Source organism: Lysinibacillus fusiformis (assembly GCF_002845985.1).
GTDB classification, from domain to species: domain Bacteria; phylum Bacillota; class Bacilli; order Bacillales_A; family Planococcaceae; genus Lysinibacillus; species Lysinibacillus fusiformis_D.
In genome coordinates, this window is the sequence record NZ_PDFK01000011.1 from 1 (window position 1) to 13,329 (window position 13,329).

The following is a 13,329-nucleotide window of genomic DNA, read 5'->3' on the forward strand; positions in this document are numbered from 1 at the left end:
GCAAAGCTAGTTATTTGAAACTTTATTGATTACGTTTTGCTTGTTCAGTTTTCAAGGTTCATTTAATAGTTACATCAAGTAACTTTTTATAATTTAACATAATGTTAACTTCATGTCAACCGTTTATGTTAATATTTTTTTAGTTGTTCGTTTATCTCGTAACAACGTGTTTAAATATATCATCTTAAAAATAAGTTTGCAAGAGTTTCATTGAAGTAAAACTATTCTTATTTATTCAAAATCAAGTTTCTTCTATATAATGTAGAAAATTAATAACTTGATTTGTTTAGGCTATGCTCTATTTTGAATGTCTTAAACCCCAAAATAGTTTCTTGTTATTTTTGTTGGCAATGAAAAAGCACCTCTAATTGTTAGTTTCTTACCTAACAATTGAGGTGCCTTTCAAAATATATTTAACTATCTTACCCAGATAAAGTACGCAAGGAAGACAAAGAATAAGCCATACATCATAGGATGAATTTCTTTTTTACGACCAGCTAATAACATTGTAATTGGATAGAATACAAAACCGATTGCAATACCAGTAGCAATTGAATAACCAAGTGGCATCATTAATACTGTAAAGAATGCAGGTACTGCTATTTCGAATTTATCCCAATCAATTAGACGTAATGATGATACCATCAGTACCCCTACGATTACTAGAGCTGGTGCAGTTACTGCTGGCGTTACAACAGCTAGTAATGGTGAGAAGAATAAAGCTACTAAGAATAGTACTGCAGTTACGACTGCCGAGAACCCTGAGCGTGCACCCGCTGCTACCCCAGAAGTTGACTCTACATACGCTGTTGTTGTTGATGTACCAAATAAAGAACCGATTGTCGTTGCTAGCGCATCCGCCATTAAGGCACGCCCTGCACGTGGTAATTTATTATCTTTTACTAAGCCAGCCTGTGTCGCTACAGCCATTAAAGTGCCTGCTGTATCAAAGAAATCTACAAACAGGAATGTTAACACTACTACTAAAAACTTCACGTTAAATAACGTTCCAATGTCACCAAGTGGTTCCAATGCTACCATAAATGTAGAGTCTACACTTGGAATAGCCGAAACAACTGCTGTTGGAGGATCAATGATACCTGTGATCATCCCAATAACCGCAGTAATGACCATCCCTAAGAAAATACCAATACTACGGAATTTAATGATAAGAATAACAGAAAGAATGATTCCGAATACTGCTAGTAATGTAGCTCCAGTAAAAGTTCCTAAAGTTACTAATGTCGCTGGACTATCAACTATAATCCCTGCACCTTGTAAACCTACGAATGTGATAAATAAACCAATACCTGCTGAAACAGCATATTTAAGTTGTACTGGAATGGCGTTAATAACAGTTTCACGAATACCCGTTAAAGATAAAATGATAAAGATAATTCCAGAAAAGAATACACCTGTTAAACCAGTTTGCCATGGAATACCATAAGCTCCGACTACAGTAAATGCGAAGAATGCATTTAATCCCATCCCAGGAGCAAGTGAAATTGGGAACTTAGCGAAAATCCCCATAATCAAAGAACCGACTGCTGCTGCTAATGCTGTTGCTACGAAAACAGCACCTTTATCCATCCCTGCATTTTCTAGAATACTTGGATTAACAGCTAGAATATATGCCATTGCAAGGAAGGTTGTAATACCACCAATTATTTCTCGGCGATAATTAGTTCCTAATTCATCGAACATGAAATATTTTTTCATTATCAAAAAATCCTCCGTATGGTCGTCTTCAATATCGAAAACAAAAAAGACACGCTGACTACTCTACTAGTCGCATGTCTACGATATATTTCATCACCATAGTGTGTGAAATAAATTAGTGTTTATACATAGATAAACCCAAATCGTAGTCAAGTTATTTACGGTAACTTGGTAGAAACTCACGGGCCTTATTCCCGACATTATACGACGACGTATTTAATTTACATTCGTAATATATCATTTCACTTTTTAGATTTCAACCCCATTTCCGAACATTTTTACAAAAATAAATACGAAAGTTCGTGTAAAATTCTTATTTAATGTTCATATTCAACTAATTCACCGCTAAATAAACGTAGTACTGAACATTTCTATAATCAATAAAAGGCAAAAACCCTCTGGAACTCTTTCGAATTCTAGAGGATCGTCCCTTGAACGTTATGACTTAATTCATCACCTTACTTTGTAAGATTTGAATCCTTTTTTCTAGTTTTTCTTTCCAATCTTCCGCTAATGCATCCACTGCTTGTATTTGTTTCATAGCTATCGCATCTTTATTTTTAAAGTACACTTCATTGCCGTACAAAACTGTGATACGCGCAGGATGCTTTTCCACAACTTCTATTGTTGAATCTGCACAAATTGACCCCTCCTCCAGTACGCGTGCAAGATAACCTGTATAACCTGTTTCAATTAAACGTTTAAGTAATGTGGTTGCCTCAGTATATCTATCAATCGTACTACATGGAATACGTCCTTGTGTGATTTGTATGACGGCATTACCTATTTTATAAATATCCCCAATACAAACATCCGCTTCTAACATATTCGTTACTGTTAAATTTTCACCAAATGCAGCAGTAGGCAACGGTTTTCCAAGTTCATGTTCCCATTGTATGTAATGCTCTGCAGGGTATAAACAAACTGCACGGTCTGGGCCACCATGATGTTTTTTATCTGCCACATCATCCCCTTCGAAGCCACGCGATGACAAATAAACCTCTTGCATTTGTTGCTTTTCAATTCCTGTAATCATCGAACGTCCTTTACTATCAAGCAATTCTTTCGGCATTCCAACAGCAAGTGTGTGAATTATTGGCCTATTTTTCTCCATTTAAATCCCCCCCTAATCTGAATAGTACAATTCTTTTGCATTCATTTAGTTTACTACATACAGCACTTTACCAGCAATTACTGCTTTAACCTTGATATAATTCGAATTATACAATCTATGAATAGACTAAAAATGATCAAATCAAAAAACCCTAAAAACCTCTCAAGGCTTTTAGGGCAGTTACTGTTATTCCCACTCAATCGTTGCTGGTGGCTTAGATGTAATATCATACAGCACGCGGTTCACGTGTTTTACTTCGTTTACCATGCGGACAGAGATTTTCTCTAGTACGTCCCAAGGGATACGTGCCCAGTCAGAAGTCATGCCGTCGATAGATGTTACAGCACGGATACCGATTGCGTAATCATACGTACGTGCATCGCCCATTACACCAACTGAACGGATATCAGGTAATACCGTGAAGTATTGCCAGATGTCACGGTCAAGACCAGCATTTGCGATTTCTTCACGTAAAATGAAATCTGCTTCGCGAACGATTTCTAATTTTTCTTCTGTAACTTCACCAAGTACACGAATACCTAATCCAGGACCTGGGAATGGTTGACGCCAAACGATTTTTTCATCAAGACCAAGTTCTAAACCTAGCGCACGAACTTCATCTTTAAATAACGTTTTCAGTGGCTCGATTAATTGGAATTGCATATCTTCTGGAAGACCACCAACATTATGGTGTGATTTGATTGTTTGCGCCGTTGAAGTACCAGATTCAATGATATCTGTGTATAGAGTACCTTGTGCTAAGAAATCCATACCTTCAAGCTTCGATGCCTCTTCATCAAATACGTAAATAAATTCATTACCGATAATTTTACGTTTTTTCTCCGGATCTGATACACCTGCAAGTTTGTCCATGAAACGTTTGCGAGCATCAATTTTAATAAGATTCATATCAAAGTCTTCTGTGAATGTTTTCATTACTTGTTCAACTTCACCTTTACGGTTTAAGTTGTGGTCTACGAACATACAAGTCAATTGATCGCCGATTGCTTTATGAATTAAAACTGCTACAACTGATGAATCTACACCGCCAGAAAGAGCACATAATACTTTTTTATCGCCAACTATTTCACGAATTTTTGCGATTTCAAGCTCAATGAAGTTAGCCATTGACCAGTCGCCTTTTGCCTCACAAATATCGAATACGAATTGACGTAGTAAGTCATTACCATAAACAGAGTGACGTACTTCTGGATGGAATTGTACAGCATATAATTTGCGTTCTACATCTGCCATTGCAGCAATCGGACAAGATGCACTTGTAGCAATTACTTCAAATCCAGCTGGAACTTCTGTTACATGGTCACCATGGCTCATCCACACGATTTGCTCAGTTGGTAAGTCTCCAAATAACTTATTTGAAGTAGTGACTTTGATTTCCGCTTTACCATATTCACGCGTTTCAGCACCTTCAACTTTACCGCCATTTGTATGTGCCATTAATTGCATCCCATAGCAAATACCTAATATTGGTAAACCTAATTCAAAAATAGCTGGATCCACATGGAAGGCATTTTCATCATAAACAGAGTTTGGGCCACCTGAAAAAATAATACCCGTTGCGTTCATATCTTTAATTTCTTCCGCAGTTACCGTATGTGGGTGCAATTCACTGAAAACACCAAATTCACGGATACGACGCGTAATTAACTGGTTAAATTGGCTACCGAAGTCCAGTACAACGATTTTTTCTTGCTCTTTTAATAAAGGGCTAGCTGTCAAAATTTCCACCTCTTCTACTATTTTTAAAGGATATTTTCATTTGTTCAAAGAAAAACGCGAAGAAAGTAAAAAAACTTTCTACGCGTTCATAAGCTCTAGAATAGTGATAAAGGCGAATGCGTAGCAAAGTAAAGTGATTTACTATACTTTTCACCTAACGAAAACATCCGCCTTCATAGAGAAATCATTTAAGGTGATTTCGTAGAAACATCCGAACCCTATTATCGAACTTATATGAAAGCAATCCTTGCATTTAATTTTTTTCATTTTACTCTTTGTACACATTAAAATCAACTGATAGTGCGATTGATTAAATATTCCCAACTTTCTTTCAGCTCTCTAAAATCGACTTCCTCCTTATCTTTCCCATAAACATGTTGTTCATATACTTCTGTCAGCTTTTGCATTTCATCTATCTCAAGCGCAGCATCTACTCGCTCAGCGAACGCACGCAATGTTTCCCCATCTCTTCTACGCAATCCAATACGGGATAATTGCTTCAGCAATACATGGTAAGAAGAATCGAAGTTTGACCAATCCGCTACCTTTTTGCGATATACACGCACATGCATCTTAGGAATCCATGTTTTACGTTGTAAGTATAACGTAATACTAATAATGATCAGTAAAACCACGATGGCAATCCACACATAAGTGAATTTTTTCAGCCATGTCCATACTGCATCTAAATTAAATGTTGATGGAGACTGTTCCTTTTCAGATACCTTTTCTTGTGGTTGGGGCTGCTCTGGTTTTTTTTCTGGCTGCAATACCTCTTCCTGATCAGCTGTATCTAGTGGGATATCATAATCAATATTCACATTACCTGTAAAGCCGATGGTAGGTTCAAACTCCATCCAACCCGTGCCAGGTATATATGCTTCCACCCAAGAGTGCGCATTGTCATTCGTGATTCGATATTCGCGCAGTCCGTCTGTTATCGGTCCTACTGTGCCAGGTGCAAAGCCTTTAACCCATCTTGCTGGTATGCCTAGTGAACGTAAAAGCACAACCATCGAAGTGGAGAAATTATCACAATAGCCTACTTTAGTATCGAATAAAAATTGATCGACATAATCTTGATTTTCAGCAGGAATTGCCGCTTCATTTTTATCGTATCTAAAGCCATTGGTTCTAAAGTAACTTTCCACAGCTTTAATTTGATCGTATATCGTAGCTTTACCTTGCGTTATATTAGAAGCTAAATCTCTTACACGCTGCGGCAGCTGGTTTGGTAATTGTAGAAAACGATTATATGAAGGATCTAATGTTTCAAGTGTAGTAGGATATGACAATTGAAGCTGCTCCATACTATAAACTGGTTCACTATAAGACAATGAGTAGTTTGATAACGATTTTGATTCACCCGCCTGCTGCTCTATCGTCATTTTTTCAGTCTGCTCATCCTGAATAAATAAAGTGGCGTCTTGAGCTGAAACAGATAATAAACCATAAGTTTGAATCAAAAATGGCATTGGAACAGCAATATCTAATTGAATTTGTCGCTCATTTTCTGGTAATCCTACTTGTAAAGAAGTATGAATGGGTGTATTTGTTTCATAGACATTTTTGCCAAAGTTTCCATCCGAAATAATCCAGCCTTTTGATGTATACGTATCTTTTGTTTCAATACGCCAATAATGCCGATCACGAGAAGAAGCCGTGAAAATTAATGTATTATCCCCTTGGAATGGGCCTCCGAGCTGACTATCATCTTGGCCATAGCCAACTGATTTTTCCCCAGTTCCGCTTCCAGCTTGGCCAGTAATTTCTTGGATGAATGGCACAGGATCTGCCCATGTTGGTCCTGTCTTTGGTAAAAAGAATGCGACAGAGCTAACAAGCAATACTGAGACAAGCATCGGAATAACAATTTTCCATTTCTCCAGTATAGTACTTGTTGTCTCAACTTGAAGCCATAGACGTTTAACAAAGAGTACTCCTGTCATAATTAATCCAAGTACAATAACTTTTACAATAGCCGCTTTACCATCATAATCACTAAACGTATCTAATGTGGCAATAAAGAAGACAGTCATAGCAAAAAAGTAAAATATATTTTTCCGCACTGAAACCCAATGGTGAATTAAATAAACAAGCATCCAAATTAATACAAGAAATAGCACTGTCCTAAAGGCATTTGATACTTGTCCAAAATCCCCCGATAGTATAGAGGCCATATTCCCTGTCCATTCAGACAATAAAAACGGTAAAGTTTCTCCTGAAAAAACGGGGCTTGTACTATAAGTGAAGACAATAAGCCAAGTAATATAGCCTAACTTCACTAATCCAGATAATATTGGGTGTACTCGGCATAAACTTAACGCTAGGGATAAACCAATAAACACAAGGAAGAGTTGCATCCCGCCAGTATTCGTTAATTGCATAATAGGAATAAGCCATTCACGCAAAATGAAGAATATAATAATATACGCAATGGTTAATTCTATAAATTCCCCTAATGGTCGTTTCACGGTTTCATCACCTCCGTGAATAAATGATAAAAATCTGTTGGGTCTACATAAACGATTTGTATATGTTTATAACGCATCATAAGCTCAGATTGCACAGGTGGCTGTTTTGCCACTACAAAACAAATACAGCTTTTCACTAAATTCGCAAGAGTATGTAGTAATTCTTCTGATACATCACTTGTCACATAAAGCAATGTTGCAACTTGCTTAAAAGATTGCTGATCATAAAATCTGAATTTGACATTCTCTATAGGCTTTATAGCGGCTAAATGATACATAATCTGATCTAATTGCTTTTCACCTTGTATAACCGGGAATACTTTCGTCATTTCTCCAGCGGAAATAAAAGATAAATCTCCTCGTTCTTGAACAATCATCTGTAGCATGGATGCTACTAACTCCACTTTTTCTTCAAACATTGGAGATTTTTTAGCGTCTAATACGAGCAATAACTCTGAAGATTGTCGATCCTCAAACTCCTTCGATTGTAAGGTTTGCGTTCTCGCAAATGATTTCCAATGAATCCATGAAAAGCGATCTCCTGGAACATACTCTCTTAACCCAACAGCCATAGATGTGTCCTTTACAATGGAATAGGGTGACATCATAGAGCCAACATCATATTTCGTTTGAAGGGTAGCGTATTTCATCTCCCTGATTCTCGGATAAACTAAAATAGTTTGTTCCTTTTCTGCTATGACAGGCTTTTTTGCCCAGCCAAAGAAATCATAGAAAACCATTGTAACCCCTAAGTAGCGATGCTCTCCACGAGGCATCTTTTCCAAGTCATAATGCCAGCTAAATTTTTTCCTAAAACCAACAAACTTAATGGCATTTGAATTTTCTATTTTAGCCTGTACTAACCCCTCACTATCTACAAGTTCCTCCATCATGATATAGGCAAATGGGAAACGTGTTCTTCTTTCTATCGTAATAAACACCTTTGCCGATTGCCCTCGTTCTATATGATTTGGTTCAATTTTACGCTCTACAAGTAAAATATCTTCTCTCACTACAAAGAACAAGAGTGCGTACACTAAAAATGGACTAACCGTAAAAAATACAAACCAGCTGACGAATCCTCCTTGGAACATAGCGTAACTAAATGTTACGACCATCAAAAAGGTAATCAATAAAAAATGTTTGCTTTTTTCTAAAAAGCCTTTCCATTTCTTCATTGTTCTGCAAACCTTTTAGTCGGAACAGGTGTACTCGCAATAATGCGCTTGATTATTTCGTCTGCGGCTACGTTATCGTAGCGTGCATCTGGTTTTAAAACTAAACGATGGTTAAAGACAAATGGCACAAGATATTGAACATCATCGGGTGTCACATAGCTGCGCCCTTTCATAAATGCATAAGCTTGAGAAGCTTTCATTAGCGCTAATGTTGCCCGCGGACTCACCCCTAAATAAACATAGCTATTTTCCCTTGTTTGGGCAGCAAGCTCCACCATATAATTTTTAACTGAATCTTCCACATACACGCCCTGAACAAGCTCCTGCAATTCAATTAATTGCGTTACAGATAACACTGATTCGATTTTTTCAATTGGTTTACCATTTTCAGCTCTTCGCAAAATTTCTACTTCCTGCCCTCTAGATGGGTAACCCATTTTTATCTTCAATAAAAAGCGATCCAGTTGTGCCTCTGGTAAAGGATAGGTACCCTCATGTTCAATCGGATTTTGTGTGGCCATAACAAAAAATGGCTGGTTAATTAGCAGTGTTTTTCCGTCAATTGTGACAGATGCCTCCTCCATGCCCTCTAATAAGGCAGATTGTGTTTTTGGCGACGTACGGTTTATTTCGTCTGCTAATACAACATCCCCCATAATTGGTCCTGGGCGAAATTCAAACTCCATTGTTTTTGGATTATAAATAGATATACCAACTACATCTGAAGGCAATAAATCTGGTGTAAATTGAATGCGCTTAAACTGAGCGTCAAAGGATTTCGCAAGCGCTCGCACCATCATCGTCTTTCCTACTCCAGGTACATCCTCTAACAAGACATGCCCTCTCGCTAATAATGCGACAATACTAAGCTCAGCAACCTCTCTTTTACCAATCATTACTTTTTCTATATTTTCTAAAACATCCTGTATTTGAGAATTCATAAATCAAAAAAGCCTCCCATTCCATCAGGCAATTGTGTGAATTGCACGATAACTTATCCTAAGCATAGCGAAATCTGTCTTCTAAAACAATTATCTGAAACCGCTACATACTATTGATCCTCATAAAGAAGGCTTGTTTGAATGTTATCAAACAAGCCTAGTCCTTATTATATAACGTCATTCCGTAATAGAATGTTACAAATTTATTCTTTTTAACCATATTTCTTCCAACGATGTAGCATCTTCTTGTAAAAAAATATTAGTTATCGTCCCAGAAACAATAATTTTCCCTTCATGTAAAACTAATATATCATCTGCTATTTCTTCAGCAAAAGACAGCAAGTGTGTAGAAAATATGACCGTATTCCCTTTCTCCTTTTCCTCCAACATCATATTTTTCAGCTGCGCTATCCAAAACGGATCAAGGCCATTAGTCGGTTCATCTAAGATCAACAAAGAACCGCTGCCAAGTAAGCTTTGCGCAAGATTTAATCGTTGTAGCATTCCCTTAGAAAACTGTTTAGCCTGTTGCCTGCGAACGTCCCACAAGGAAACGCGCTTCAAAACGTGCTCTTGTTCATATTTATCTACTTGTTTTAAAGATGCCAACAACTCTAAAATTTCAGCGGCAGTTAGCATAGTAGGGAAATCTACATCGTCAGGCATATAACGAATTGCTTGTGGTTTATGCCATATCATTTCCCCAGATTTTTGCTTTTCTTGACCCGTTAATAGTCGAATCAACGTACTCTTTCCTGCTCCATTGCCTCCAACCAGCGCTAAAATTCGACCTGAATGCAATGTAAAGGTTGCTTCTTTTAAACCTCTATCATTATCATAGACATTAGCTACATTTTTCGCTTCTAAAAGAATCATCGTTGCTGGTCCCCCTTTAATAACTTCGTAGCAAGCATAAGCGGCAAAACAATCCAACAAGTCGTCACAATCCCATATACCACGTGACCCAATGGCGACAAATAAAACTTCGTTACTCCATAAAACGCTGGACCAAGCACACTAGCTTGATTGCTGAATATAAAATAACCAAAGCGCAGCCATTCCACAGGATTTATATGTATCGTTATGATGGTAAGCTTTTGTAAAACATGACCAGCTACAACTGCACCTAGAGCCATTAAAGCATAAGATATAAGCAATAAAAAAAAGGACCATACAACAAGTGATAATGCTAGTGCAAATAACCTTGTTTGGGCAAATGCCCCCAGTGCAATACCTATTGATACAAAAATAAAGATACTTAATAGCGTGAGGGTAACTAAAACAAACGGTAATCGTACGCCGCCTAAAAAACCACCTAATGCTAAGACAACACCAAATGCCACTAACACAACCAGTAAAAAGGCAAGTGATGTTGCTACATATTTGCCTATAATATATTGTCGTCGTTTCATCGGATAGGTTTTTAGTAACGAATACCAACCAGATTCTATATCACCAGCTATACTCATACTTCCAATGCTTACAATAAATAATGGTAATAGAAACAATAATACATTTAAAAATGATGCTGTTTGACGTGTAAAACCCTCGATATCAGGTAAAGCCATTTGTTGAATGACAATAATTGCTACAAAAACAAATGTAAAAAGAAAGGCTACTAGTTGCATCCAACGACTTCTTAAAATTTGCTTCAGCTCTATTTTCACAAACATCACTCATGTATCCCCCAATTAAACGTTAGCAAATCCTGATAAGCCAATAGTTGACCATCTCCTTCATTAGTCATCCATTTTTGCGCTTCATCTTTTGTCGCAAATGCTAGAACTCCATAGTTCATCGGAGTCCAATACTCTTTGTTGTACACAAATGTCGCTTTATAAATGTCAATCCATTCATTGTTTGCCTTATTTTTAATATAGGCTGCGCCAACTTCATCCTCACCATTTAGCTCAAGATATTCCATCAGACACCCAATATCATCAAAAATCTCATAGTCTCCATTTTTCAAAACAATCTGTCCAGCATATTCATTATGAACAATACTCATATTACAAATTTCACAAACATCTGTTTCACTGATAATCTCACGTGGTTTATATGTTTTATCGCTACATCCTACCAATAGTGCACTGCATAAAATCAAAATAGTTATCCATCTAGTCATATTCGCATCCCTCTTTTCCAAAACCATAAACCACACATAGATACCACTAGACCAATTAACAATTGTATGATATTTATCGAAAACTCCGTCTTTCTCATATCGCTAAGTAATTTTGGTTCATTATCTACGAGTAGATTTTGTTCTGTTTTATTAATTTGCTGATCTAGTGACGTCAAGATCATGACGCTTGGTGATGCTACAAAAAATTGATAAACTGGTTGTCTCACCATCCACTGTCCAAAGCTCGATACAGCTACGTAGGGAACATCCCCGAAACCATCGCCCGCAACATCTATCCCAGTATAATCATCATAAAAATTGCCAATGAGACGCAAACCTTGGTGGTCTGATCTTGCCGTTAATATATTTCCCGTAAACTGATTATCATTTATGATTGAGTCATCCTCTACCTTTGTACCTTCTAATGCGGTCTGATTCATTCGAAAGCAATTTTCTTGTATTTGAATGTCTGAACTTTTTTGCAATGCTACACCTACTCGATTATTATGAAAGCTATTTTTTCTTATCATTGCTTGCTGAGTGTCATACATTAAAAGACCATAGCTATTGAAATCGTTATGGCTACTGACTGTATTATTAGCTATTTCTAAGTCAGTAGTCATCATGACCATTAGACCTGTAACATTATGTGAATACGTATTGAAAAGCACCTCCACACCACTCGAATACATAAAGTGTGTTCCGTAACGGCTATTCGTCACCTTGTTTCGTTGAACATCGATTTGCTTCACTTCTTCTACGTATATACCATCTTGCACTTGTTCAATAGTATTTTGTTCGATGGCAATGTCCTCGCTTTTAAACACAGCAATCCCATTGCCTTTTTCAGCATAATGTGACTGATTACCAATAATCCTATTTTCTAAAATTCGAACATGCTTTGAACGTTGAATATGGATACCTACTTGAACATCTTTTACCTCTATCTCTCTCAACTCTAGATTCTCTGCCTCATTGGCTACAATGCCTTTGTTTTTTGCACTTATCATTATATTTTCTACAGAGACATTAGCTACATGTTCAATTTTTAGTGCAGGGTTATTATTTAAAGAATACAACTCAACCCCCTCTTCTCCGCGTAGTATAATTGGTTTCTTCACCGTAAAATTCCCTTGGTAACGACCAGCAGGAATATGAATAATCTCTCCAGTTTTCGCTTGATCAATAGCAAATTGAATATCAAATTCCGCATATGCCGTTTGACTTGTAAATAGAAAAAACAAAAAGAAAAAACTGATTTGTTTCATCACTCTTCACCTCCCCATTCAGCATGAAAAGACTAGAGGAATGCCCCCTAGTCTAACGCTTTAATGACTGTGTCCCTCTTGTTCATGATTCATTTCATTCGAATGCATGGAACCAGATTCGCCATTTTCTTCCTCAGCCTTTTTTTGCATCATTTTCTTCTTACGTCTCTCCAATGCATCATCTTTAATTTTTTGTAGATCTTCAACGTAAGCTTTCGAATTTTCTTGGATATATTTATCTGCTTCAGCCTTGTTCACAAAATAAATATAGCCCCAGTTCATTGGAGATTTCAGCTCTGTTTTCACAATAGTTACATCTTCAACCTTTGCCCAATCCTTTGTCACAAAATCACGGACAAATTTTTCATTTTTTTCTTCATTGGCAACCTCCGCGTTCAACAAACAGCCAATATCGTCATAAAAAGCAATGGACCCATCTTCTTTTATAGCTTGTGTTGAAAATACTCCCATCTCGTGATCTTTCATGTAAACCTTCATATTACACATTTCACAAACTGTATCTTCCTTTGGCTCTTGTAACCGTGGGTCTACTAGCGAAGCAACCTGGACAGAATCTTCTTTCAATGTTGCTGTTTCATTTTTCGTAGCCTCTTGCTCCGTTTCCTTCTCTTTCACTTGGGCTTTTTCACTGCCACATGCTGCAAGTACAAATAATAATATTAGTGCAGGTAACCATAATTTTTTCACAACTATTTCCTCCAAATTTAGTTTTCTGTTGCTATACTCTACATTACAGATTAGTTGTGAAA

11 protein-coding genes and 2 riboswitches are annotated in these 13,329 nt (G+C 37.1%); all 11 genes read right to left on the reverse strand.

What is annotated here, in order from left to right; all coding sequences use genetic code 11:
* Positions 1-417: 417 nt before the first annotated feature.
* Positions 418-1,719: an NCS2 family permease gene (locus tag CRI88_RS21075; RefSeq protein ID WP_036124549.1), complete on the reverse strand. Its 1,302-nt coding sequence runs from the start codon at positions 1,717-1,719 to the stop codon at positions 418-420.
* Between the two features lie 126 nt (positions 1,720-1,845).
* A riboswitch (purine riboswitch) is annotated at positions 1,846-1,947 on the reverse strand.
* Between the two features lie 217 nt (positions 1,948-2,164).
* Positions 2,165-2,833, reverse strand: coding sequence for an MOSC domain-containing protein (locus CRI88_RS21080; protein ID WP_101967016.1), 669 nt, complete (start codon positions 2,831-2,833; stop codon positions 2,165-2,167).
* Positions 2,834-3,019: 186 nt separating this feature from the next.
* Positions 3,020-4,573 carry a glutamine-hydrolyzing GMP synthase gene (gene guaA, locus CRI88_RS21085; RefSeq protein ID WP_036124553.1) on the reverse strand — a complete coding sequence of 518 codons (1,554 nt, stop codon included), beginning with the start codon at positions 4,571-4,573 and terminating at the stop codon, positions 3,020-3,022.
* A 156-nt stretch (positions 4,574-4,729) separates the two neighbouring features.
* Positions 4,730-4,831: riboswitch (purine riboswitch) on the reverse strand.
* A gap of 32 nt (positions 4,832-4,863) precedes the next feature.
* Positions 4,864-7,047, reverse strand: coding sequence for a DUF4129 domain-containing transglutaminase family protein (locus CRI88_RS21090; RefSeq protein ID WP_101967017.1), 2,184 nt, complete (start codon positions 7,045-7,047; stop codon positions 4,864-4,866).
* Positions 7,044-8,225, reverse strand: a complete 1,182-nt coding sequence (locus CRI88_RS21095; protein WP_058845188.1) for a DUF58 domain-containing protein — start codon at positions 8,223-8,225, stop codon at positions 7,044-7,046. Before CRI88_RS21095 ends, CRI88_RS21090 begins: the two co-directional genes overlap by 4 nt.
* The gene (locus CRI88_RS21100; RefSeq protein WP_058845189.1) at positions 8,222-9,166 is read right to left on the reverse strand and encodes an AAA family ATPase; all 945 of its coding nucleotides are present in this window, start codon (positions 9,164-9,166) and stop codon (positions 8,222-8,224) included. Before CRI88_RS21100 ends, CRI88_RS21095 begins: the two co-directional genes overlap by 4 nt.
* Before the next feature lie 195 nt (positions 9,167-9,361).
* Complete coding sequence (locus CRI88_RS21105; protein WP_058845190.1) at positions 9,362-10,042, reverse strand: ABC transporter ATP-binding protein; 681 nt, start codon at positions 10,040-10,042, stop codon at positions 9,362-9,364.
* Positions 10,039-10,839, reverse strand: coding sequence for an ABC transporter permease (locus CRI88_RS21110; protein ID WP_058845191.1), 801 nt, complete (start codon positions 10,837-10,839; stop codon positions 10,039-10,041). Before CRI88_RS21110 ends, CRI88_RS21105 begins: the two co-directional genes overlap by 4 nt.
* Positions 10,839-11,291: a nitrous oxide reductase accessory protein NosL gene (locus CRI88_RS21115; protein WP_058845192.1), complete on the reverse strand. Its 453-nt coding sequence runs from the start codon at positions 11,289-11,291 to the stop codon at positions 10,839-10,841. Before CRI88_RS21115 ends, CRI88_RS21110 begins: the two co-directional genes overlap by 1 nt.
* The gene (locus CRI88_RS21120) at positions 11,288-12,559 is read right to left on the reverse strand and encodes a right-handed parallel beta-helix repeat-containing protein (protein WP_058845193.1); all 1,272 of its coding nucleotides are present in this window, start codon (positions 12,557-12,559) and stop codon (positions 11,288-11,290) included. Before CRI88_RS21120 ends, CRI88_RS21115 begins: the two co-directional genes overlap by 4 nt.
* 60 nt (positions 12,560-12,619) lie before the next feature.
* Positions 12,620-13,267 carry a hypothetical protein gene (locus tag CRI88_RS21125; protein ID WP_058845194.1) on the reverse strand — a complete coding sequence of 216 codons (648 nt, stop codon included), beginning with the start codon at positions 13,265-13,267 and terminating at the stop codon, positions 12,620-12,622.
* Positions 13,268-13,329 lie beyond the last annotated feature (62 nt).

What these genes read in the sequence shown, in the direction of transcription:
- CRI88_RS21080 (WP_101967016.1), bottom strand. Translation starts at nt 2,833, where the DNA reads ATGGAGAAAAATAGGCCAATAATTCACACACTTGCTGTTGGAATGCCG.
- CRI88_RS21110 (WP_058845191.1), bottom strand. Translation starts at nt 10,839, where the DNA reads ATGTTTGTGAAAATAGAGCTGAAGCAAATTTTAAGAAGTCGTTGGATG.
- CRI88_RS21115 (WP_058845192.1), bottom strand. Translation starts at nt 11,291, where the DNA reads ATGACTAGATGGATAACTATTTTGATTTTATGCAGTGCACTATTGGTA.
- CRI88_RS21075 (WP_036124549.1), bottom strand. Translation starts at nt 1,719, where the DNA reads ATGAAAAAATATTTCATGTTCGATGAATTAGGAACTAATTATCGCCGA.
- CRI88_RS21105 (WP_058845190.1), bottom strand. Translation starts at nt 10,042, where the DNA reads ATGATTCTTTTAGAAGCGAAAAATGTAGCTAATGTCTATGATAATGAT.
- CRI88_RS21100 (WP_058845189.1), bottom strand. Translation starts at nt 9,166, where the DNA reads ATGAATTCTCAAATACAGGATGTTTTAGAAAATATAGAAAAAGTAATG.
- CRI88_RS21095 (WP_058845188.1), bottom strand. Translation starts at nt 8,225, where the DNA reads ATGAAGAAATGGAAAGGCTTTTTAGAAAAAAGCAAACATTTTTTATTG.
- CRI88_RS21120 (WP_058845193.1), bottom strand. Translation starts at nt 12,559, where the DNA reads ATGAAACAAATCAGTTTTTTCTTTTTGTTTTTTCTATTTACAAGTCAA.